This window comes from Pseudomonas weihenstephanensis (assembly GCF_001043055.1).
Lineage (GTDB): Bacteria > Pseudomonadota > Gammaproteobacteria > Pseudomonadales > Pseudomonadaceae > Aquipseudomonas > Aquipseudomonas weihenstephanensis.
Genome location: NZ_JYLF01000002.1, coordinates 12,020 through 36,028, shown reverse-complemented (window position 1 = coordinate 36,028; position 24,009 = coordinate 12,020). Strand labels below are relative to the sequence as shown.

Sequence of the window (24,009 nt, the reverse complement as noted above, 5' to 3'; positions counted from 1 at the left end):
GTGGTGTGGGAAAGCGAAAATATCAAACCGTAGCTACAGCCCGCTTGATGCGAGCCAACAGCGCCTCGATCTGATCGTACAAAGACTCATCCAATACATGACCTTCCAGGCGGTGCTCAAGTTCACCGCAGCGCTCGGTCAACGCATGTGCCTGAACCACCGCCAAAGCCCCCCGAATACAATGCAATAGGGCCTTGAGCGCATCACTGTCGCGAGCATTCAACGCCTGCTGCGCGTTTTTTATATCGGCGCCCATGGTGTTGATAAATAAATCACGCATCCGCGCAGAGACCACGATGGGTACTTCGACTGGCGCGGGATTCTGGGCCGCAGAAGGAGGCTCTGACTCAGGCAGTTTTATGCCGCAGGCGCGTACCAACTCGGCCCATAACCTCTGCAAGGTCATAGGCTTGACCATGCGTGCGTTCATACCCACCGCGATACACCGCTCGCCTTCCTCGCGCATGGCATTGGCGGTGACCCCGATGATCGGGATGTGGGCATCCTGCTGGCGAATGGCGCCAGCCAGTTCGTAACCATTCATGATCGGCATGTTGACGTCGGTCAACACCGCATCAAACGCCTGCGGCGACCACAAACTCAGGGCCTCTTGCCCGTGAGAAGCGAGTACCACACGACACCCCAGTTCTTCGAGCTGCTCTTTGAGAATGGTTTGATTGATCGGGTTGTCTTCGGCCACCAGCACCCGCAGGTCGAGCTTCTCGCGTCGCACAGGAGGTTGGCCGACGGTGGTGTCCACACGCCCAAGCTGCGCCAGCATGACGGCACGGGCCACACCGCGAATCATGTTCACGCCCACGAGCCAGCCCTGCGCCGTGTACTCCGGCTGGCCGGAGCCGGGCAGGCCAATCACGCACGGGCCAGGCCATTGCACGGTCGAGTGACGGCTGGGCAATAAATCCACCCATACCGCCCCAGGCGAGGTGCTGATCGAACCGCTGGGTGCAACCAGCGCATGGCCACCCCAGCGGTTAAGCCAGTCACAGGTGGTTTGCGCCAGCTCAATGACCGGTGCCCGCACATACACCGGGGTTGGGCGCAGATGCAGGTCGCTGACCGCCGGCAAGGCCCCCTCAAGGATCGGCATCTCCAGCATCAAGCTGAAACTGCTGCCCAGTCCCGGTTCACTGACCACACGCAATTGGCCGTCCATCAACTGCGTCAGACGCATACAAATTGACAGTCCCAGCCCCGTGCCGCCCGCTGAGTGGCCGTTAAACACCTGGTAAAACGGTTCGAACAAACGCTGCTGCTGGGCCTCGGAAATACCTACGCCGGTGTCCGTCACCTGCCACTGCAACGTCACGTTGTGCGCATCCCGGCTTAATACCTTGAGGCGCAGTACTACGCGACCATAGTCGCTGAACTTGATCGCGTTATTGAGCAGGTTGTTGAGAATCTGGCGGATGCGCGACTGATCACCGCTCAACTGGTCGGGCACATCGGCATCGATGCAGGCATAGATTTGCAAGCCTTTGCTTTCGGCGGAGGCCGCGTACGCGTCCACCACTTCCTCGGCCATGTCCAGCGGGCAAAAACGCCCCGTCTCCAGTGCCATTTGCCCGGACTCGATCTTGGACACATCAAGAATGTCGCTGATCAATTGCAGCAAGGTCGACGAGGAACGCGAGATGGTATTGAGGTACACCCGCTGACGACTGTCCAATGGCGTCAATTCCAGCAACTCAAGGGTGCCGAGTACGCCATACAACGGGGTGCGGATTTCGTGACTCATGGTCGCTAAAAAGGTGGTCTTGGCATGACTGGCCTCTTCGGCCTGATGCTTGGCGTGGTTCAGCGCAGCGGCGTCGTCCTTGTGCCCGGTCACGTCACTGAAGGCACACACGATGACATCCTGCTCCTGGTAGCGTGTGCTGCTGAAACTGACATGGAAATAGCGCCCGCCGACTTCCACGCAGGCTTCTCCCATGTCCGCTTGCTGCTCACGAACCAGCCGTGAAATGTACTGCGAATTGCCCAACCATTCTTGTGCCCGCTTGTTGGCCAACAACATATGGTTATCGGACTGGCGTACCACGCATAAGCCCGTGGGCGCCGTGTCGATCACTGCGCGGCTGAATATTTCACTTTCAATCACCCGCCGATGTGCGCGTTCAGCCGGGCGTACCACGCGTAGCCGGTACCAGCGATTGACCAGCCAGCCCACGTACACACTGAACAGCGCGATACACAAAATGCTCAACAGTTGCCATTTTGCATAATGAAAAAAGCTGTCGTAGCTGATCCGGTATAGCGCCGTCCAGCGATCCTCACCCTCACTGGAGACTTTCATTTCCAGCCCGTGGGAGGTAAAGCGCATGCCATCGGGCCGCGTGTTGTTGTCATGCACACTTCCCAGCAACACGGCACCCGTTGGCGCGATCAGCGTCAGGTCGTCAAACTTCGGGGAGGTCACACTCGAAGGGGTTTGGGCCAGGCGCCGCACATTGATCAGGGCCGCCAGCAGCACCTCTCGGTCAGTCCCCGCCACATCCAGAAACTTGGAGGGCAAGTTGATTTTTATGAAGGCAAACACCTGGGCATTGCCTTCACTGACACTGCCGGTGTTGGACCAGTACACCTGCCCCTCTTGCAGCTCATCCTTGCGCGCCTTGAACAGGTGCAGCAGGCTTCGGCTGGTGTTCAGATACGACTCAAGGCTGAGAATCGCTACATGTCCGCGACGAGCGCCGATGGCGGGTACGGCAAGGGTGAAATCATGGTTGGGCGGCAATAGAAACAATTGCGGCGAGGGGTACACCGACCCCGACCAAAAACCGCTGTAGAAGTTGGACAAGTGCATGCCCAGCGAAAACGCCGACTGGCTAATCGTCTGGCTCGCATCGCTTTGCGCCAGGTTGAACGGTGTCGAAAACGAGAACTCCTTGCCCTCATAGATGTTCATCCCGGCGCCTTGAAACACCAGAGCGCTTTGCAGCGGGGTGATGTTCTTGTCCAATACATCCTGAGCATCTTTGACGGCACTGTTAACGTTGTTCAAAAACAGACGGTTTTCATTCAGGTTCTCCACCAGCAGTGAAAAGTGATAATCGACCTTGTTCACTTCCACTTCCAGCAAGCGCTGCAACGCCCAGGCGCAGGTGCCCACCAGCACCACCGCGACGCCCACCAAAATCAAGACGCCACGGTTCAAGCGCATGGAACTCAATGCGAGTTTGCCCAGCGAGGTGTTGTCGGCGGTCATGTTACTTCCTGTTTTTGGCGTGATGGCCCAACGGGCTCAGGCTCGTATAGCGTAGACGAGCGGATGGCGGCGGATGAAGGCGGTCCATTTTCAGGCCAGATGCTGCCACTTGCCGGGGTCAGTGCAGCAGCGGCGGAGCATCCTCATGCAGCAGGTGCCCGAAGTGACCTGATGATACGGCACGCGATATCAGAAAACCCTGCACCCGGTCACAGTTGAGCTTGCGCAGCAGGGCCAGCTCTTCCTGACTCTCGACCCCTTCGGCGACCACCTCCAGACCCAACTGGCGGCCCAAGGCCACAATACTGGCCAACGCCGAGGCCAGGTTTTCATTTTCGACACAGCCATGCACCAGCGCACGGTCGATTTTCAGTTCGGTGAACGGTGTCGACACCAAATTGAAATACGAGCTGAAACCCTGTCCAAAGTCGTCCTGGGCCAGCCCAAAACCTTTCATGCGCAACCGGCAGGCGCCAGCGTAATACTTGCTGATGCCCTGCGTGGTGGAGCACTCCATCAACTCAAAGGCGAGCTTGGCCGGTATCCCGCCTTCGGCGCGCACGTAATCATGCAAGGCGTCGGCCAGGTCATCGTCATCGAGCAAGTGGGTGGGCAAGTTGATCGACACGGGAATGTCATAGCCCTGGCTGGCCCAACTGCTCTGGGCGGCAATGGTTTGCTTGATAAACAGCAGCAACAGTTCTTTTTCCAGCCCATGCCCCACCAACGACGGCAAAAAGTCAGCGGGCATCAACAATCCCAGCTCAGGATGAACCCAGCGCGCCAGGGCCTCGGCCGCCACGATGTGGCCGTCATGAAGTGATTTTTTGGGCTGGAACCACGCTTGCAACGCACCACTTGCCATTGCCGCGCGCAGGGCTTCACGCTCCAGCACCAACGGCTCGCGCTTAAGGGGTTGATCGCTGGTGAGTAATTTGTCCAGTGTGGTCATCACGGTACGGACCGCCGCGGGGACCACGGGTTTGGACAATTGCCCTACCACCGTCAACCCCATGCTTTGCGCCACCAGGCTGGCACTGACAATCATGCGCCGCGAGGCCGCGCTCATGATCGCCAGTGCCGGTTTGTGCGGCAAAGATGCCAGCCGCTGGATCAGTTGCACGCCGTCCATGCCTGGCATCAATAAATCGGTGAGCACCAGATCAAAAGGCCGCTTTTGCAGCCACTCAAACGCTTCATTGCCGTCACGGGCCGCTTCGACCCGAATATTGCCCAAGTCACGAAACAGGTTGAGCAAGTATTCATGCTGAAAAGGATGGTCCTCGACGATCAGAACGCTATACGGCATGCGGCTTCCTCTGGGTTTGCTCAAGGCAAGTAAATAAGGCGCTGAGGCCAAACGGTTTGACCAGGCATTCATTCATCCCCACCGCCAGGCAACGGGCACGCTCTTCGTGCTGCGCGTTGGCGGTGGCCCCAATGATGGGCACGCTGCTATCGAGCTGGCGCAATTGTGCGGCCAGTTCGTAACCATTCATACGTGGCATGTTGACGTCCGTCAGCACCCGGTCAAAGGTCGCCGGCTGCCACAGCGCCAGCGCCTCCAAGCCGTCCGAGGCCAGGTCGACCGTGCAGCCCAGCTCTTCGAGCTGGTCTTTGAGAATCAACTGGCTGATGGCGTTATCTTCAACCACCAACACGTGCAACCCCAAGGGTTTGAAAACACTGGTTGCCAGGCCAGCAGGTCGCGCATACGGGCTTAGCCCTTGCGCCTGACTGACCGCGCGACGCAAATCCTGCAAGTAGCTCAAGTTGACATGCCACTGCGGCGTTTCTTGTTCAGGCTGGGCAAAGCACACACTGCCGCAGGCCACGACCACCGGTCCCGGCCATTCCAGCTCATGGTTATGTGTGCAATCACCGGGGTGAATTTCAACCAGCACCGCGTTGCGGTCGCTGATGTCCATACCGGGGCGCAGCACTTGTGCCCTGGCGCCCCAGCGGCTTAACCAGCCACTGATGTTCTCGGCCATTTCCGGCATCGACGACACCACAAACACGGTTTCAGGCAGCAACTCAACGGGCGTCGTGATCCGTGGTGCATAGCCCTGTTCGAGCGGCAAGCTCAAGGTAAAACTGCTACCCAGCCCCGGCTCGCTGACCACGCGCATGCTGCCGCTCATCAGGTACATCAGGCGCTGACAGATCGACAAGCCCAACCCCGTGCCCGTGATCACGTTGGCACGGGTGCCGGTCTGATAAAACGGGTCGAACAAAAATGGCTGGTCCTGCTGAGCAATGCCCTGCCCGGTGTCCGTGACCTGCCACAGCACCGTCACCCGTTCATCGTTTCGGCTTTCAACCTTGACCCGCACAACGATTTGCCCACTTTCAGTGAACTTGACCGCATTGCTCAGCAAGTTGTTCAGGATCTGACGGATACGCGGGCCATCGCCGATCAGCTGCTCGGGCAACTGCGGATCAATGTGGGCATACAGTTGCAAACCTTTGCTTTGCGCGGCAGCCGAATAGCCATTGACCACGTCCTGGATCAAGTCCAGTGGCGCAAACTCATTGACCTCCAGCACCAACTGACCGGCCTCGATCTTTGACACATCCAGCACGTCGCAAATCAATTGCAGCAAGGTTGATGAGGAGTTCTGGATGGCGTGCAGGTACTCCTTTTGTCGCGGGTTCAGCTGGGTGCGGCTCAATAACTCAAGGGTGCCCAAGGCACCATAGAGCGGGGTGCGGATCTCATGGCTCATGGTGGCAAGAAACAAGGTTTTGGCTTCATTGGCCTTGTCGGCCTCGCGCTTGGCCTGCTCCAGCGCCAGCTCGACGTCCTTGTGCGCGCTAATATCGCTGAACGCACACAGCAACACGTCCTCACCTTTGTAACGGGTGGCCACACAGCTGATGTGTAAATGCCGACCCGCCACCGAAAACTCGTCGACACGGGGCAGGCCGTCGCCGTGGTACGCCTGATCGATCCAGTCATGGCACAACGCGTCGCGCTCACGGCCACGTCCCAGCCATTGCTGGGCCAGGGTGTTTTCCAGCACCACTGCGCCGTTGGCACGCCGTAATACACACAGGGCCACGGGCGCGGTCTGGATCACTGCGCGGCTGAACGCTTCACTCTCTATCAACGCCTGTTTGCGATTAATCGCCGGGTTAATCAATTGCCGTTCAATGCGCCGCACCAACAGGCCCAACGCCAGCGTGCAGCCCACAGCCAGCAACAGCCCAATCAGCAACGGCTCACGCATGGCCAGCAGCAAATGGCCGAACTCCATCGAATACACCACGTTCAGGTCGGCGTACCCCAACTGGTTGCGCATGATCAGGTAGTCCGGCCACACGCCTTCGCCGGTAAAGCCAAAGTGCTTGTCACCGGCAAAACTTTTCAGGGCCTGGCGTAAACCGGGGTTCAAGGCGCTGGCAAAAATCTCTTCGCCCTGGGCATTGAGCACCACAAAATCACCCGCATACTTGCGGTCCATCGCGGCGGAAATATCAGTCCCTTCTATTTCCAGCCCCAACCAGCCCGACGCGGGATCACGCTTGTCGAGCAACGTGAACAGGTACAACGCGGAGTTTTCAGTGAGCACCAGGTTGGGTGTGGCGTTGAACCAGTGCTCCCCCACGACCGAAACCTGCGAGTGTTCGAGCGCTTTGAGCTGGCGCAACACGTCCTGGTCCACTGCCACCGGGTTAAGTGCTGTCTGAGTCAATCGTTCGGCCTGCACGACACTGCCCGCCTTGACGTACAGCAGATTGATTTTTTTACTGCGCAGGTAGTCCAGTTCGCGAGATGTCTGCCACAGGCTCCAGGAGTGGGCGCCCTCACCCAGCACCAACTGGAATTCGTCACTGTCTTCTTCAGGTTCCATCACCGCCGGTTTGTTATTGCGCACCGCCGACAAACTGAGGCTTTTGAGAAGAATTTCATGGCCCGTAAAAAAACGTTGGGCCTCAAGAATGGCACCGCTCATGTAACCGCGACGCTGGGAGATTTCCCGGTCAAAGCTGGAATTGAGGTAAACGTAAAGCCCGCCGAACAACGAAAGCAGCAACGCGACGAAAAAAGAACGCAGCAAGGTACGCGCTGCGATTGAGGTCGAGAACGAGGCATCTAACGGACGGAAAAACTGTTTGAGCTTCATGCCGCCAGACTAGGGATCTGGCGGCTTTTGAAACATCAGACAAACCTTAAAAAAACGGTTCAGCCAACGCACTGTAGGCGTGCAAATAAAACTCAGGCAGGGCTGACGGCCCTGAAATCCAGGCGCCCGTCCTTGAGCGGCGGGCACCAGTAATAGCCGCCATTGAGCGGTCGGCTGTAGCGGTACAGGCCGTCAATAATGCCGTCTTCCAGACCGCTCATGCGGCGCAGTTGCACTTCAAAGGCGTTCAAGGTGCGACCAAAGGCGACAAACATCAGACCCGACTTACCGTTCTCGGTCCACGGCATGGAACGGCGCACGATAAAGGCTTCAGGGCTGAAGCTCTCTTGCGCAGTACGTTTGACGTGGGCGGATGCGGGGGCGTCGTCCAGTTCTTCGTTGTCGCTCATGCGACGGCCCATGATGTTGTCCTGCTCCTCGCACGGCAGTGCCGCGAAGCCGTTCAAGTCATGCTGCCACTGCTGAATGGCCACAAAACTGCCGCCATCCAGCCCCGGTCCTGCGTTGGCGACGATGGCGGCGTCGACGGCCGCCTCGTCCACCGGGTTTTCAGTGCCGTCTTCGTAGCCGGTCAAGTCGCGGTCGGTACCGTAGCGAAAGCCTTCGGTGACTTGCAGCAGGTTAAACGCAGAGGCCAGCGCGGTTTCAATCTTTTGGCTGCGGTGCAGCAGCTCGCCACGGTCATCGCCCAGCAGCCAAAGCCACAGTGCATGTTGGGTTGACGGGTTTTCGACCATCGCATTGAGCGCCGGGAACACGCGCAAGCCCTGAACTTTAGCGCCCAAAGCCATTACCAGCGGCGAACCAAAACCCGCCACCACGCTTTTGCCGTCCACCCACTGCGACAAAACGTCAAGTGCAGCCGGCAAGGCTTCTACTGACTTGAGGGCGAAAAACATATAACGCGCTTGCGAAGGGATCGGCTTAGCCAGAATGCTCGACTGGTAGAGACTCATAGAAACTCCTTTGGAAAGCGCAGAGTTTACGCCTACCCGTACTTTTTCCGTCACCCGGAGCTTACTTTTCTTGAGTACAACCCCGGCATATCAAGGTTTAAGACGAGAGTTGGTTAGCAAACTGCCCGACCGCGCTCACCACTTTTTGCGCACCGTCCTGAATCTCAACGATCACCGTGCCCGCTTCCGCCGCCAGTGCCAGCCCTTCTTCAGCCTGTAACTTGCCATCGGCCATCAAGGCCACGGCGTCGCGGGCCATGTCCTGATTGTGACGCACCACATTAATGATTTCTTCGGTGGCTTTGCTGGTACGAGACGCCAACTGCCGCACTTCGTCGGCGACCACAGCAAACCCACGCCCCTGCTCACCGGCACGCGCAGCCTCGATGGCGGCGTTGAGTGCCAACAAGTTAGTTTGCTCGGCAATGCCACTGATGGTTTTGACGATGGTGCCAATCACTTGCGATTGATCATTCAACGCCTCAATGCCGTCCCCGGCCTGCTGCATGTGTTTGGCCAGGTCACGCATCACATCCACAGCCTGGGTCACGACTTTGGTTCCGCGCTGCGCACTCTCATCGGTTTGCAAAGACGTGCTGTAGGCAATGCTGGCTGCCTCGGACACCGCTTGCTCCTGATGAATTTGATCGGTAATCACCGTGGCGAACTTGACCACTTTGTACAGCGTGTTATTGGCGTCACATACCGGGTTGTACGACGCTTCGAGCCACACGTCGCGGCCGTGGCTGTCAATGCGCTGGAAGCGACCGGCGACAAACTCACCCGCATTCAGGCGCTTCCAAAACGCCTGATACTCGGCGCTGCCTTGCTCCTGCGGGGTACAGAACATGCGGTGATGCTTGCCTTGAATCTGCGCCAGCGAGTAGCCCATGCCATTGAGAAAGCGGTCATTGGCGGTCAACACCTCGCCATTGAGGTTGAACTCAATCACGGCGGTGGAGCGCAGCAATGCGCTCATCAGGTTTTCGTGGTCGCGGGACGCTTCGATGGTGCGCGTCAGGTCGCTGGAAAAAATCGAAATACGCAACACACGGCCACTGGAATCAAGAATCGGCTGCACGATCGAGCGTAGCCAGGCTTCTTGCCCATTGCCGCGCAGCAACCGTACGGTGCCGCTGAAATGCTCACTGCGCGTCATGGCCGTTTTGAAACGACGCAAGTGCTCGTCGTTTTTCAGGTGCGCAGGGAACAGGTCGTCAATGTGCCGCCCAATCAGCGCGCCATGGGCGTAAAGCATTTCGTGGGTGAAATTGTGATTTGCGGTCTCAATGCGTCCATCTGCCCCCAACGAGAGCACCAGCATTTCGCTGTCCAGGCTCTCTTTAACTTGTTGCAAGCTGGACAGTTCTTCGCGAAGAGCCGCTAGCTCTTGCTTCAAGCGTTTGTTAAACATGGGATACCCGGGGCAATGATGGTCTGCGTGAAACAGAATCGGCTAGGAGTGCCTTTTCTGAAGGACAAAACACGACCGTTGATCAAAAATACTTTACGTACGAAACCTGGCCGACCCACCCCCTTAAACCGGTGTGCGTGACACCGACAATTGAAGTGAATTTTTCGAGATGCACGCAATCCCAAATACATCACAGGGAGCCATTGTTAAGCCATGAACTCAGCCAAACTTTTCGTTATTGACTACACGCTGCACGGCACACCGAAATCTTTCATCATCCGCCAGCCCCGCCTGAACGACGCCACGGCATGGTATTGGGCTGGCTGCGACGCGGGGGTCGAACGTATCGCGCGTAATGATCGCGATGCTGCGAAAAAACTCAGCCGCGCCGACATGGAAAAAAAAGGCGTCGCCAACGTGACATGGCGCTCGGCCTCCACCTAAGCCTGCGCGGGTGCCCATCGGCAATACCTCAGGATTGATTTATGGTGTGCTCAGTCGCCGCCTATGCCTTGAACCTTCAAAGGCTGGGTGCAGGCGTCACCATAATCATAAGAAATTGAGGTATGTCCCATGGCCGCTGAGATTGAAGCCAGCCGTTATGCCCGCTTTGCCCTGCGCTGTTCCAATTGGGCCGAACGCTGGTTCCCCGATTCATGGGTGTTTGCCGCCGTTGCAGTGATCACCGTGGCGCTGGCCACGATGGCAATGGGGGCCAAACCCACAGACGCGGCGATGGCGTTTGGCGATGGTTTCTGGAGCCTGATCCCCTTCACCATGCAAATGGCCTTCGTGGTCATCGGTGGCTACGTGGTCGCCAGCTCACCGCCCGCCGTCAAACTGATCGACAAACTCGCGCAAGTACCCAGGAACGGACGCCAGGCCGTGTGCTGGGTGGCGTTGATTTCGATGGTCGCCTCCTTGCTCAATTGGGGCTTGTCACTGGTCTTTGGCGGGTTGCTGGTGCGGGCACTGGCGCGCCGTACGAACTTGCGCATGGACTACCGCGCGGCCGCGTACCTGGGCCTTGGCGCGGTGTGGGCTTTGGGGTTGTCGTCTTCGGCGGCGCAGTTGCAGGCCAACCCGGCCAGTTTGCCGCCGTCTATTCTGGCGATTACCGGGGTCATCCCGTTCACTGAAACCATCTTTCTGTGGCAGTCCGGTGTGTTACTGGCGGCGCTGGTGGTGGTGTCGTTGATCGTGGCATACGCCACGGCCCCCGGCCCGGCGTCGGCGCGCGATGCCGCAGCGTGCGGCATTGACCCCAGTTTCAGCCTGCCCAAGCTGCCTGAACGCACCCGACCGGGCGAATGGCTGGAATACAGCCCACTGCTGACCCTATTGCTGGTGCTGCTGGCGGCAGGCTGGTTGTTTCACGAGTTCTCGACCAAGCCGGCAATCAGCGCTATTTCGGGGCTTAACACGTACAACTTTTTGTTCTTGATGCTCGGCGCGCTGCTGCATTGGCGACCGCGCAGTTTTCTGAATGCCGTCGCCAGCGCCGTGCCGACCACAACCGGGGTGATGATTCAGTTTCCGCTGTACGGCTCGATTGCCGCATTGATGACCGTGGTCAAAGGCACCGACGGGCAAACCCTGGCGCATCACATCTCGACGTTTTTTGTGCACATCGCGTCTCACGACACCTATGCCGTATTGATGGGCGTGTACTCGGCGGTGCTAGGGTTCTTCATCCCGTCGGGTGGCGGCAAGTGGATCATCGAAGCGCCGTACGTGATGCAAGTGGCCAATGACCTGGGTTATCACTTGGGCTGGGCGGTACAGATCTACAACGCGGCTGAAGCGCTGCCCAACTTGATTAACCCGTTTTATATGTTGCCGTTATTGGGTGTGCTGGGGTTGAAGGCTCGGGACTTGATCGGGTTTTCGTTCGTGCAGTTGTTGGTGCATGCACCCTTGGTGCTGTTTTTACTGTGGGCGTTGGGAACGACGCTGACGTATGTGCCACCTGTGATGCCATAAAAAATCCTCACCCTAACCCTCTCCCTTTGGGAGAGGGCTAGGGTGAGGGGGCTGTTTAGACCGGTTTTACCGGGCGCAAGCGGTATTGCGGCGGTAACTGGTCCAGGCCGCTGATGGTGGTGTTCAGGCTTTTCCAGCGACCGTCCTTGATCCCGTAAATACAGCCATGAACCGACAGGCTCTGCCCGCGGTGCCAGGCGTTTTGCACAATGTTGGTATGCCCCACGTTAGCCACCTGTTGAATCACGTTGAGTTCGCACAGGCGGTCAACCCGTTCTTCTTCGGTGGGCAGCAGCGCCAGCGCTTCGCGGTTTTCGTAATACAGGTCGCGAATCGAGCGTAACCAGCCGTCAATCAGGCCCAGTTGCTGGTCCTGCATCGAGGCGCGGACACCGCCGCAACCGTAGTGGCCGGTGACCAGGATGTGTTTGACCTTCAAAACATCGACCGCGTATTGAATCACTGACAAGCAGTTGAGGTCGGTGTGCAGCACCACATTGGCGACGTTGCGGTGTACAAACAGATCGCCGGGCAGCATGCCGACGATCTCGTTGGCCGGTACGCGTGCGTCCGAACAACCAATCCATAGGTATTCCGGCGCTTGCTGGCGAGCCAGCTTGGCGAAAAATTCGGGATCTTGCTGCTTGATCGCATCCGCCCAGCGTGCGTTGTTATCAATCAGATCTTGTAGTTCGTTCATACGGTAAGGCCTCAAGAGTTGATGCGCAGCTTTGACAGCCGACCGGCGGTCGGGGTCACGTGGGCAACTGCCAAATCCAGTGGGCAATCAGGTGGAATCTTCAAGCTTAGCTACAGTCCACCGTATCAGGCCCCACAGTAAGAGGATTTACCATGACCGATTCACGCCGCCCATTCGGGGCGCAAGAACCGTCAGAAATCGACGATACCGAAGACCGCATGGGAGCGGTTGAGCCGCTGGATTTCGACGATGACGAAGACACGCATGAGCCTTTGACTGACTTGCTGAGCGATGAAGAATACGAGCGCCATGTGGCCGCCCATCGTCCCCGTAATAAAGAACTGAGTGGCGCCGCACTGCCTGGCCGGGACTCAAACCCGGATGATCTGGACGCCGACATGCTCACCCCTGAAGACGGCGCACGCGATGCCCAGGAAGCCGCGCAAGCGCGTGGCGGCGCGGCCGATTGGGATTTAAGCGTGGTGGATGAAGACGAGATCGGCGCAGGCCGTGGGCTGGATGAGGCCGAACTGGCCGATATTGACCCGGTGGGGCGTAAAGATTAAAAGCCCCTCACCCCAAGCCTCTCCCAAAAGGAGAGGCTTGGGGTGGGCCAAACGGTCAGTCCACCAATGTACAGGCCATGACCACCGCATCTTCGCGACCGCCCACTGCCGGGTAATAGTCGCGGCGGCGGCCGATCTCGTTAAAGCCATAGCGCTCGTACAACTTGAAGGCCGCGGTGTTGCTGTCGCGCAGTTCGAGGAAGCACTCACGGGCTTCGTGCCGATAGGCAATCGACATCAAGTGTTCCAGCAGTTTAAGCCCCAGGCCACGGCCCTGACTTTCTGGCTTGACCGTGATGTTGAGCAAATGCGCTTCGTCCAGAATGATCTGCACCACGCCGTGGCCCACTTGCTGCTCGCCTTCGAACATCAGCCAGATGTGATATTTGCCCAACCCGTCGAGAAAAATGCCTCGCGTCCACGGGTGGCTGAATGCCGCGTATTCAATTTTCAGTACGGCATCGAGGTCCGCCTCGGTCATCGGGCGGAACGTTACAGCGTCACTCATTGATAGGTTTCCAGCGCGCCATCAGCCGGCGCATGGCTTGCCACACATCCGCTTTGCGGTGTGGCTCATCCATTAACAGTTCCAGGCCCGGCAGCGCCCATGCGCAGCCCAACCCTTCAATTTCAAGTTCGCGATTAAACGACTCGGCGTTGACCTCACCGGCGAAACGCACCGCAGGCAATCCGATCAACCATAAGCAGGCGCACTCGGCCTCTTCAAGGCGCGCCATCAGAAAGCCCTGTACGAATTCACGGGCCGCATCCGGCCCTTGATCGACGTTGCCACGGCGCAGCAAAGGCCAGCGAATCGGCTCGCCAATGATTTGCGGGCTGTCGGGCAAGCCCGCAGCACGCAGCATGTCTTTGAGCAACAAATAGGCTGGATCGCGGCTTTGGAACGCCCCACCTGTGGGTAACTCCACCAACACCAGGCAACGGCCTGCGCGCAGCAACTGCAAGGCAAAACGCGGGGGCGGCACGGGCGCCGCTTTGGCCACCACGGGCGCGACGTCGCCTTCGACCACTGGTTTGCTCGCCGCGCGCACGGTGACCGAAGGCCGTGGCACTTCGATCTTTGGCCGCTCGGCAGGTGCGCTCGGTGCGACCACCACCTTGGCCTTGGCCACAGGCTGCGCAATCACGGGCGCTACAGGCGCCTCATCAAACACCAGCAGTTCTGGCCGCGACGGGGCGGCAAACGGCAATTCAGTGCGCGGTAACCAACTGACCACCTGCATGGCGGTCAAGTAAGCGCGGCGGCGGGACTCATTCAACAAGGGTCGGCCATCTGTGGATAACAAAAGAGCGGGGATTCTACCGCCCTTCTGCCCTTCACGCCTGCTGTTGATCGCCCGATGGTGGCTGGGCCCATCCGGCGGCAGATCGCCAAGTAAAGATGTGCGCAGTACAATCGCCGCCTTTCATTGCCAATCGACCGGCCCTCCCATGATCGAACCCAAGCGCGTTTTACGTGCCCTCGCCGAGCACTGGGCACTCCTTGAGCCTTTGTGTGAACACTTCGACCAAGGCACCTTGAGCCTCAGCGAACTGCGTCTGCAATTGGCAGCGCATCAGGTGGACAGCACACCGCAAGACATCACCCAGGTGCTCGATAGCTGGATCCGGCTCGACATTCTGGTGCCGGTCGCCAAAAGCCCTAACCGCTTTGAGCTGAACGCGCAAATCCATGACTTCCTGGCCTATTTGCGACGTGAACACCGCCTCGGCCTGTGCCTGGAGATCGAAGCCTACCTGCGCCATCTGGAGCGCCTGGCGGGTTATATCCAGGATGCGTTCGATGTCCGCGACGGCAACGATCTGGCGCGCCAGCTGCGTCTGCTCGATATGCGGGTACGCGATGTGCTGAAAAAACTGGCCAACGATGAACAGGCGCTGGTGGCTGTGGCAGAACGTGCCAAGACCAGCGACCGGCAGATCCCGTTGCGCCAGCGTTACGCCGAAGTGCTGGCGACGTGGGATGAATACGTCGAGCCGATGATTCAGTTAGTCAATGCCGACGGCGCCTTCGAACAAGGCGTGCGCAAGGTCGAAAATGTGCTGCTGCGCATGCTCAGTGAACAGCAACGTCTTGGCCACTTGGTCGATGACGACATGCTGCTGCGCACCCATGCGCGCATCCTCGAAATGCAAACCAGTGCGCAATTGACGCTGCGCCACGCCCGCGAACTGCTGCTGCCGCTGCGTGAAGAGGCCCGCCGCCACAACGCCGTCACCCGTGGCGCGGCACTGGCCCTGGCGGCCATTCGACGCAAAGGGCTGGACGCAGTGCCGCAAGCGGCAATGCCGATGTTCACTCGCCCGCAAAGCACCTTTTTGGGCAGCGCCAGCCAGGTCGAGGCCTACGTGTATGCGCTCGCGCGCTTTGAACCCAAACCCGCACGGTTCCCCAAAGCGCACAAAACCCACAAGGTGGGCGAGGCCCCTAAAGCACCGCGCACGGTAAAGGAAATGCTCGACCGTTGCAGTGACGCGCTGCCCATGCCGGACTTGATGAGCTGGTTGCTGGCCCAAGAGCCCAACGGCGACACCGACGAATTGCTGTATTGGTTCTCGCGCTTGTCGCGCGAGAAACGCTTCGTGCGCGAACGTCTTGAGCGTCGCGAGTATCACACCCACGAACATTTGGTCAGCCTGCGCTCCTTCGCCCTGCTTTCACGCAGCGAAGACGCGGCCGAGCCTACTGCGAGCCCTCTCCATGCATCTTGATCTGTCTGAACTGTCCCAACTGGCACCGATTTTTCGTGAATTGTTCAAGGGCTACCACGTGAGCCGACGCGACCCGGAGCTGTACGCGCAGTTGTCGAACTTCCAGGATCAGTACCGCGCCCTGTTCAAGGCGCTGGGCTTTGAGCTGGTGTGTGATACCCGCGGTTTTTATTACTTCGTGCCCGACACCGCCACAGCGCAGGTCAACAAGACCGCGCAGCGTCTGGCGCTGTTCACGTTCATCATCGTTGAGCATTTGGCCGATCAGGGGCGCGACCCGATTGCCGTGCTCGATGGCGGTAGTCTGGGCCGCGACGAACTGCCCGCGCTGCTGGAAAAATACCGCGACCTGTTTGTGCAAGCCGAAGTCACGACCCAGGACGAGCTGGAAGAAAAAATCATGCGCCGCATGACGCAACTGGGCTTCGCCAACGAAGAGAGCGGGATTTATCGCTTCTTGCCGCCGATGCACCGCTTTCTCGATGTGTGCCTGTCGGTGCAACAGGACCGCGATCTGGCGGCCAGCCTGCACAGCATCTTGCCGTTGCCCACGCCCGTGTTGGCAGGGGACGACCCTGAGGTCGAGGACGAAGACGAAGACGCCGCCTTGGCGCGGGCCATTGCCGCCGAGCAACAGGAGATGGACGCATGAGCCAAGAACGTTACGGAATACGCCGCTTTGCCTTGTTGAACACTGCCGGTTACAGCCTGGGCCTGTTCCCGCTGGAACATCCGTTGTCGGTGTACGGGGCCAACAACCTCGGCAAGTCGGCGTCGATCAACGCTTTGCAGTTCCCGATTCTGGCACGCATGTCGGACATGAGCTTCGGCAAATACAGCCTTGAACAATCGCGGCGTTTTTACTTCGCCTCCGACACCAGCTATATCCTCGTTGAGGTGTCCCTGCCCCACGGCCCGCATGTGATTGGTGTGGTCGGGCGCGGCCCCGGAGGCGGTTTCGGCCATCAGTTTTTCGCCTACGCCGGCAAGCTGGACCTGGCCCATTACCAAAAAGACGACACCTGTCTGCGCCAAAAAGAGTTGTTCAGCAACCTTGAGCGCAACGGCCTGAAAGCCTACGAACTCAAGCCTGACGAACTGCGGCGCTTGCTGGTCGGCGGTCACACCTCGATCCCGCTCGACCTCACCCTGATCCCGCTGCGCTCCACCAGCGAGCAAAGCCTCAAAACTTTCCGCGCGCTGTTTATCAACCTGCTGCACATGCGCGAAATCACGGCCGCCAAACTCAAGCAACTGTTCCTCGATGCCTTTGAACACAGCCTGCGCTCGGGCAGTGTCGATTACATCGCCGCCTGTGAAGAAGCGTTCCGCGATGTACGGCGCATGGAGCAGGATTACAACGCACTGGTCGGCGCCGGGCCTCTGGTCGAGTCATTGGCAGGCGGCGTGCGCCAGCGCGACCTGCTACGCGGCAAGCTGCATCGCCTGTCACCGATCCTTGATTCATTGCTCGGCGCTTGGCAGGACTATGCCGGGGCGCGCAAAGAGGAGCTGCTGATTCAGTCCGAGCACTACCGCGGCGAGCAAGACGCACTGCAAAACGATCAGCGCAGCAGCACCCAGGAACTGATGCGCCTGGAGCGCGAAATCACCGGCATCCAGCGCTGGCTGGGCGAGCTGTCGGTGCTCAAGCACCGCTTCGCGCTGGTGGCCGATGTGAAAGTACTCGAACAACAGTTGCTCGCCGCCAAAGACGCGCACGACGAACTGGCGGGCGCGCTCGCGCAATCGCGTCAGTTCAGCGCCGAAGATCTGGACGAGCGGGTTCGCGATCTGGAAAAACGCCTGAAGTCGGTCAAGCAGCAACTCGATCACGCCGACAACAACAGCTACGCCCGTCTGCGCGAAGAGTTTTCGCAGCAGGACGTTGAGCGCCTGATGCGGCTGTTCAACAGCGCTCTGTTCAGCTTGCCGCTGGGCGAGCACGGGATTGCGCTGGACGACAGCGACGCGTGGGTCAAGTCGCTGGAAATGATCCTGGAGGGCTTCAAAGGTGAACGCTTTGAAGCGCCGGGGCTGTCCATCGACCTCAGCCATATCGAACCGCCCGCCTTGCAAGCACTGGCAGACCGGGCCGCACTGCGCGATCAAAAAGAGCGTCTGGACAAAGAACTCAAGCAACTGAAAACCCAACAGGCCGTGACCTCGGACCGCGCGGCGAGCAAGCACGAAGCCGAGTCGCTGTACCAGCAAGTGCTGGACGCGCAAAAGGCGCTGGAAGACTTCCGCCGCAGCCAGACGCTGAGTGCCGAAGAAGGCGAAAAACTGGAGCAACTGGCTCAGGCTGAAGCGGCGCAAGATGAATTGAAGCGCTCCAGCGATGCGTTCACCGAACGCGTGCAGCAACTGTCGGCCAAGCTGCAACTGGTCGGGCGCCAGCTCGGCGACATGGAAGCCAAACAGCGCACGCTGGATGACAGCCTGCGCCGCCGCCAACTGTTGCCCGCCGACCTGCCGTTCGGCACCCCGTTCATGGACCCGATCGACGACTCGATGGACAACTTGCTGCCATTGCTCAACGACTATCAGGACACGTGGCAAGGGCTATTGCGCTGCGACGGCCAGATCGAAGCGCTGTATGCACAAGTGCGCTTGAAAGGTGTGGCCAAGTTCGACAGCGAAGACGATATGGAGCGCCGTCTGCAACTGCTGATCAACGCGTACGCGCACCGCACTGAAGAAGCCCTGACCCTCGGCAAAGCGCGGCGCGCAGCCGTCACGGACATCGCCCGTACCTTGCGCAACATTCGCAGCGACTACGACAGCCTTGAGCATCAACTGGCGCTGTTCAACCGCGAGATCAACAAACGCCAGGTATCGAACCTGCAAAGCTTTCGCATTGTGCTGGCGCCCAACAAGGAAGCGCTCAAGCACATCGATCAAATTATCCACAGCGCCGGGCAATACGAAGAAGGCGAAACATTGTCGGTGTTCGACCTCAGCCAAAGCGCCGAGCAAGACAACAAAAACGAAGAAGCCAAGGAATACCTGGCGCGTCTGGTGGCCGCCAACCATAACCAGTTGGGCCTCAAGGACCTGTTTGAACTGGCATTCGAGATCACCAAGGTCAATGGACAACCGGTGATTCATACCGACATCGACGGGGCGGCGTCCAACGGCACCACCATGACGATCAAGGCGCTGACCAACATGTATTTGTTGCTGCACTTGATGGACCGCGACCTGGCCGGGCGCATTCGTTTGCCGTACTACCTTGATGAGGCGGCAGACATCGATGAGAAAAACCAGACCGCGCTGCTCGAAACCAGTTTGCAATTGGGCTTTGTACCGATTCTGGCCAGCGTCAAGCCGCAAGTCTGTGCCCATGTGGCCATCGACCTTGAGGGGGGTAGCGGGCCTAACGGGATTTATATCGATGAGGATGACTGGAAATACATTCGTCGCCATGACGAGGCAAAACATGCGGGAGCGGGGGCGGCACAACAGCCGGAGCTAGACGAGGTCTGACGCACCCCACAAGCACACCAAAAGGCCGCGATCACAGGATAGCGGCCTTTTTTGGTTCATGCGCACGTGCAACATGCAAGACTCACCACCTCCAGGAAGCCCCCGCCGGTGAGATTGAAACGTCAACAAATGCGTCTTACATCTAGAACAAAAATATATTTTAATTTTCAGAAAATTCCTACCAGCTCTCCAACAACCAAACAGCACACTGCTAAGTGCTTAGCGCCGCAGGGCTTGCCACTATAAAGCTACTGCCCTGGCTTTAGATGTTTTATCGCTAACAACGGTGATGGCTCATACCTATTTCATCTACCTCAAGCACTCAAGAAAGCCGTAACCTTTACACGTTGTGTGACTTGAAAAGTTAGCTGTTTATCCAATTCGTTACGCCGTAGGAACTTTCATATCAGAACATCCTTTTCTATCAATACATTGAGATAGTGAAAGCCAGCAGCCTACAAAGCAATCTTGAAAGTTGTAGGAGAAATCATGCGTAAGGCCCTAATAGTAGACGACCATCCTTTTATTCGACGTATTGTCAGGCTGGTATTAGAGAAAGCCAATTTTCAGGTCGCGGCAGAAACAGATAATGGGGCAACCGCTCTGGACTTGGCGCGATCGCATATTCCACATCTAATCATTCTAGATTTGTCGATGCCCAAGCTGGACGGGCTGGAAGTATTGAAACGCCTGCACATACTCGGTTTACCCATAAAAGTATTGGTCCTCACCTCCAAGGGGTCTGCGTTTTTTGCAGACCGCTGTATCCGTGCAGGTGCCATCGGGTTTATGGAAAAAACCGAAGATGTAGATGCGTTAACGCACGCCATCCATCGTGTGATGAGTGGCAGCATTTATTTAAACGATATCAACGCCAATGTTGCCACGGCGGGAAGCGACAACCAAAGCGATCAACAATTGATCAAGACACTGTCAGACCGGGAACTGAGAACGCTGCAATATTTAGTATCAGGTTTATCCAACAAGAAAATATCCGAAACCATGTTATTAAGCGAAAAGACCGTCAGCACATATAAAACCCGCGTTCTCAACAAACTCAACATCAAGTCTGTGGTCTATTTGGCTGAGTTCGCAAAACGCAACAATCTGGTCGAATGAGCAGGTTGTCACGTCGACGATGCCTGCCCTTGCTCTTCTCGTTATGTATGACGTCGACGGGGTGTGCAGAGACCATCGACTTGCAACTGCTGGGTCGTTCGCACATCGACAGTCCTCCTCTTGATCTGAGCGAGGACGACAAACAATGGTTAATGAGCAAAGGCTCGCTGACGCTGGGCACTTCCGCACCGGACTATGCACCCTTCGATATTTCAACCGGCAGTGATTACTTCGAAGGATTAACGGCCGACTATGCAGGGCTCTTGAGCCAACTGTTACACGTTCCGTTCAAGGTACGCCGGTATGATTCTCGCGCCGAGGTCATTGAAGCGTTAAAAAAAAGAGACATTGATTTACTGGGAACCGCCAATGCCTATGAAATGACCGACCCCGAGTTGGCGTTCTCTTCACCGTATGCACTGGATACACCAGTACTCGTCACGCGCACTGGCAACACGCCGCAAAACGCTGAGCAGCCAAAAGGGCTGCGACTGGCCATGCTTTATCACTACCAGCCCGTTGAAGAGGTAAAAGCCATTTATCCGCATGCGGATGTGCAGTTATACGCTTCTACCCTGAGCGCTATTGGCGCAGTCGCTTTCGGTCAGGCGGACATGTACTTGGGGGACGCCATCACCACCCATTACCTGATCAATAAGAACTACTTGAACAACGTTTATATCAAAGACTTCTCCCCTATCGAGGGGCATCCTTTTTCTTTTGCAGTCCATCACCCCAATCCGCGTTTACTGCGAATAATCGATGCGGCGCTGGCCCGGATTCCCTCTGACGAAAGCTATGCAATTTTAAGTCGCTGGGGGGGCAGCGGGATCAGGTTCGAGGGCCGCGAACCGTTGCATTTTTCACCCTCAGAACAGCTCTGGATCGCTCAGCATCCCCGGCTGAAAGTCGCTATCAATGAAGACTTTTTGCCCTTCAGTTTTTTTGATGAAAGTGGCGCTTTCAGCGGTCTCGCGGCCGACCTGCTGGCCAAGATCAGTGCGCGTACGGGGCTGAAATTCGATTTGGTTCGCACCACGTCCGTGGCGCAATTGACTGACATGATCAAACAAGGTGATGCCAACCTGACCCCCGCGCTCACCCCCAGTAACAGCCGTGGAAATGTCCTGCGCTTTACCAAACCCTATCTCACCACCCCTTTTGTATTGGTCACTCCTGCAAAGCCCGGGAGCGCGCTGACGCTGGATATGCTGAATGGAAAGCGAGTGGCGTTGGTGATCGATAACACGACGCTGCCTTACCTGAAACAAAACTTCCCGGGTGTGAAATTGATTGCTGCCACTAACTCCGCGCAGGCATTGGCGATGGTTGCCAGGGGCGAAGTTGAAGGGGCGGTCAACTCATTGATCAGCGCACGTTATTTGATCAAACAGCACTACAGCGGCCAATTAAGAATTCGCAGCACCGTGGGGATTGTGCCTGCCCAATTTTCATTGGCGGTTGATGCGAACGCGCCTGCGCTGCACTCAGTTTTAAGCAAGGCGCTGACCAGTATTCCCCCGGAAGAAATGGATGTGCTGACCAAACGCTGGCAAAGCGCAGTCGTGCTGGACAGTCGTTATTGGGAGCGTCACCGCTCAACGCTTCTAAAAGCCTCGATGATTCTGGCCAGCATTTTGGTACTGGCCGTTGTGTGGATTGCCTACCTGCGCGGACTCATCCAGAAACGCGAGCACGCTGAGCGCGCATTGAGCGATCAACTGGCGTTCATGCGTACATTGATCGACGGAACGCCCCACCCCATCTATGTGCGTGACCGCGAAGGACGCTTGTTGATTTGCAACGAGGTTTATCTAGAAACCTTTGGCGTCAGTCGCGAAGCCGTCATCGGCAAAAACCTGCTGGAACTTGCGTTTTGCCCCGAACAACAAAGCAAGGCCTACCACACCGACTATATGAGCGTGATGCAAGACGCTCGCCCACTGCTGCGCGACCACCCGCTGACACTGCCGGACGGGCGGGTGCTGACGATTTATCACTGGGTGCTGCCTTATCGGGGCAGTGACGGGGCGGTGGCAGGGATGATCGGCGGCTGGATCGACATCAGTGAACGCGCACAGCTGTTTGATCAGCTAAAAGAAGCTAAAAATCACGCCGATCAGGCCAATCTGGCAAAAAGTGATTTTCTGACCACCATGAGTCACGAAATTCGCACGCCGATGAACGCCGTAATCGGGATGCTTGAACTGGCGCTGAAAAAAGCCGAACAAGGCGTTGCCGATAAAGAGTCAATCAACGTGGCGTCTGAAGCGGCACATGGCTTGCTTGAGCTGATTGGTGAAATTCTGGACATCGCGCAAATTGAATCCGGGCGCATGTCACTCAATCAGCAACGCACACACTTGATGTCATTGGTGCAGTCCACCGTTCGGGTATTCGAGGGTATGGCCCAACAAAAAGGGCTGCTGATGAGCGTTGAGCTTGACCCGAAAATCAGCACCGACGTATTAATCGACCCGCTGCGCTTCCGGCAGGTTTTGTCCAACCTGCTCAGCAATGCGATCAAGTTCACTGACGCCGGACAAGTGCGCTTAAGTGTTCGCGCCAAGCGCTCTGATGATGGTGAAAGACTTCACCTCTATCTACAGGTTGAAGACACGGGCATCGGGATTTCAAACGACGATCAACAACGCTTGTTCAGTTCTTTTTCCCAAGTGAATCTACCGCAGCAAACACCGGGCGGTTCGGGGCTGGGGCTGATGATCAGCCGTCAGTTGTGCACCATGATGGGCGGCACGCTGACATTGGAGAGTACGTTGGGCAAAGGAACGTGCATCAACATGCAACTCGAGATCGTGACGTTGCTATCACAGATACCGGTTGCACCTGTAGCCGGTGTAGCGGGCTGTCAAACTCGACCTTTAAAAGTATTAGTGGTTGACGATTACGCGCCCAATCGCAGGCTGCTGACCCAACAGTTAGGGTATTTGGGGCATACCGCGATTGAGGTTAAAGACGGTGCACAAGGGTTAAAAGCCTGGCGGGCAGAACGCTTTGACATGATCATGACCGACTGTTCAATGCCGGTCATGGATGGTTACGAGCTGGCCCGTACCGTTCGCGCCGAGGAAGCGGCCACTGGCGCCTGCGCTATTTTAATCGTGGGATTTACCGCCAATGCCCAGATCGGAGAGGCCGAACGCTGTTTGGCGGCGGGGATGAATGATTGCCTGTTCAAACCCATCAGTTTGCAAAGCCTGGAAGCCCGATTAACGTCGGCAAATCGGGTCAGCGTCGATCTGCATAACGAACGTTATATTTCGCCCCAAAGCCAACTGATCGATCTGCAAGCCCTTGAACAATTAACCGGGGGGGACGCCAATACCCTGAAAAGCCTGCTTGAGCCTTTGATCGACAGCCTCGAAGACGATATGGCGAGCCTGTTAAAAGCATTCACCAAAAACGACTTACCGGGCCTGAGTGACATTGCCCATAAGGTCAAAAGCGGGGCAAGAATGATCAAGGCAACGCATTTGGCGCGCTGCTGTGAAAGCCTGGAGCAGGCATGCTTAAGCCCCGAGTGGAGCCAATTGGCACAGCGGGTCGATGAACAATACGAAGCAATGGCGCAAGTGATGGAAGTGATTGAGGCGTATCGGGTCTGATCAAGGCCCGTGCGCAGTGAACGTTCACCTCGCACGGGCCATCAGC

15 protein-coding genes and 2 pseudogenes are annotated in these 24,009 nt (G+C 57.5%); 8 read left to right on the top strand and 9 right to left on the bottom strand.

Features of this window, described 5'->3' with window-relative positions; all coding sequences use genetic code 11:
* Nucleotides 1-22 precede the first annotated feature (22 nt).
* From TU86_RS04295 to TU86_RS23615, 6 genes and pseudogenes are all read right to left on the bottom strand, one after another.
* Nucleotides 23-3,226 carry a hybrid sensor histidine kinase/response regulator gene (locus TU86_RS04295; protein WP_048363072.1) on the bottom strand — a complete coding sequence of 1,068 codons (3,204 nt, stop codon included), beginning with the start codon at nt 3,224-3,226 and terminating at the stop codon, nt 23-25.
* Nucleotides 3,227-3,344: 118 nt separating this feature from the next.
* A complete protein-coding gene (gene pvrR, locus TU86_RS04290) occupies nt 3,345-4,535 on the bottom strand; it encodes a response regulator cyclic di-GMP phosphodiesterase PvrR (protein WP_048363071.1) in 1,191 nt (396 codons plus the stop codon).
* The gene (locus TU86_RS04285; protein WP_048363070.1) at nt 4,525-7,356 is read right to left on the bottom strand and encodes a response regulator; all 2,832 of its coding nucleotides are present in this window, start codon (nt 7,354-7,356) and stop codon (nt 4,525-4,527) included. Before TU86_RS04285 ends, pvrR begins: the two co-directional genes overlap by 11 nt.
* 92 nt (nt 7,357-7,448) lie before the next feature.
* Nucleotides 7,449-8,333, bottom strand: a complete 885-nt coding sequence (locus TU86_RS04280) for a Dyp-type peroxidase (protein WP_048363069.1) — start codon at nt 8,331-8,333, stop codon at nt 7,449-7,451.
* 97 nt (nt 8,334-8,430) lie between these two features.
* Nucleotides 8,431-8,862 (bottom strand): annotated as a pseudogene (locus TU86_RS23620) (methyl-accepting chemotaxis protein); the annotation flags it as partial.
* Between the two features lie 108 nt (nt 8,863-8,970).
* Nucleotides 8,971-9,657 (bottom strand): annotated as a pseudogene (locus TU86_RS23615) (PAS domain-containing protein); the annotation flags it as partial.
* A 303-nt stretch (nt 9,658-9,960) separates the two neighbouring features.
* Between TU86_RS23615 and TU86_RS04270 the strand changes: the two are divergent.
* Both TU86_RS04270 and TU86_RS04265 read left to right on the top strand, forming a co-directional pair.
* Nucleotides 9,961-10,191 carry a DUF6555 family protein gene (locus TU86_RS04270; RefSeq protein ID WP_048363067.1) on the top strand — a complete coding sequence of 77 codons (231 nt, stop codon included), beginning with the start codon at nt 9,961-9,963 and terminating at the stop codon, nt 10,189-10,191.
* 129 nt (nt 10,192-10,320) lie between these two features.
* On the top strand, nt 10,321-11,730 hold the full coding sequence (locus tag TU86_RS04265) for a short-chain fatty acid transporter (RefSeq protein ID WP_048363066.1): 1,410 nt from the start codon (nt 10,321-10,323) through the stop codon (nt 11,728-11,730).
* A 55-nt stretch (nt 11,731-11,785) separates the two neighbouring features.
* On the opposite strand, the gene can is transcribed toward TU86_RS04265, so the two are convergent.
* On the bottom strand, nt 11,786-12,430 hold the full coding sequence (can, locus tag TU86_RS04260) for a carbonate dehydratase (protein WP_048363065.1): 645 nt from the start codon (nt 12,428-12,430) through the stop codon (nt 11,786-11,788).
* Between the two features lie 152 nt (nt 12,431-12,582).
* Here can and TU86_RS04255 point away from each other — a divergent pair, with 152 nt between their 5' ends.
* Complete coding sequence (locus tag TU86_RS04255; protein ID WP_048363064.1) at nt 12,583-12,996, top strand: hypothetical protein; 414 nt, start codon at nt 12,583-12,585, stop codon at nt 12,994-12,996.
* 55 nt (nt 12,997-13,051) lie between these two features.
* Here the strand turns inward: TU86_RS04255 and rimI are convergent, their stop codons facing one another.
* A complete protein-coding gene (gene rimI, locus TU86_RS04250; RefSeq protein ID WP_048363063.1) occupies nt 13,052-13,504 on the bottom strand; it encodes a ribosomal protein S18-alanine N-acetyltransferase in 453 nt (150 codons plus the stop codon).
* On the bottom strand, nt 13,497-14,279 hold the full coding sequence (locus TU86_RS04245) for an SPOR domain-containing protein (RefSeq protein ID WP_048363062.1): 783 nt from the start codon (nt 14,277-14,279) through the stop codon (nt 13,497-13,499). The genes rimI and TU86_RS04245 overlap by 8 nt, the downstream gene beginning before the upstream one ends.
* Nucleotides 14,280-14,448: 169 nt before the next feature.
* Here TU86_RS04245 and mksB point away from each other — a divergent pair, with 169 nt between their 5' ends.
* The 5 genes from mksB to TU86_RS04220 all read left to right on the top strand — a co-directional run bounded on the left by mksB (nt 14,449) and on the right by TU86_RS04220 (nt 23,963).
* Nucleotides 14,449-15,729 (top strand): Mks condensin complex protein MksB, encoded by a 1,281-nt coding sequence (mksB, locus tag TU86_RS04240; protein ID WP_048363061.1) that lies wholly within the window; start codon nt 14,449-14,451, stop codon nt 15,727-15,729.
* Entirely contained in the window at nt 15,719-16,381 is a 663-nt protein-coding gene (gene mksE, locus TU86_RS04235) for an Mks condensin complex protein MksE (RefSeq protein ID WP_048363060.1), read from the top strand. The genes mksB and mksE overlap by 11 nt, the downstream gene beginning before the upstream one ends.
* Entirely contained in the window at nt 16,378-19,218 is a 2,841-nt protein-coding gene (gene mksF, locus TU86_RS04230; RefSeq protein WP_048363059.1) for an Mks condensin complex protein MksF, read from the top strand. Before mksE ends, mksF begins: the two co-directional genes overlap by 4 nt.
* Nucleotides 19,219-19,707: 489 nt before the next feature.
* On the top strand, nt 19,708-20,337 hold the full coding sequence (locus TU86_RS04225; RefSeq protein ID WP_048363058.1) for a response regulator transcription factor: 630 nt from the start codon (nt 19,708-19,710) through the stop codon (nt 20,335-20,337).
* Between the two features lie 47 nt (nt 20,338-20,384).
* Nucleotides 20,385-23,963 (top strand): transporter substrate-binding domain-containing protein, encoded by a 3,579-nt coding sequence (locus TU86_RS04220; protein ID WP_048363057.1) that lies wholly within the window; start codon nt 20,385-20,387, stop codon nt 23,961-23,963.
* Nucleotides 23,964-24,009: the final 46 nt, after the last annotated feature.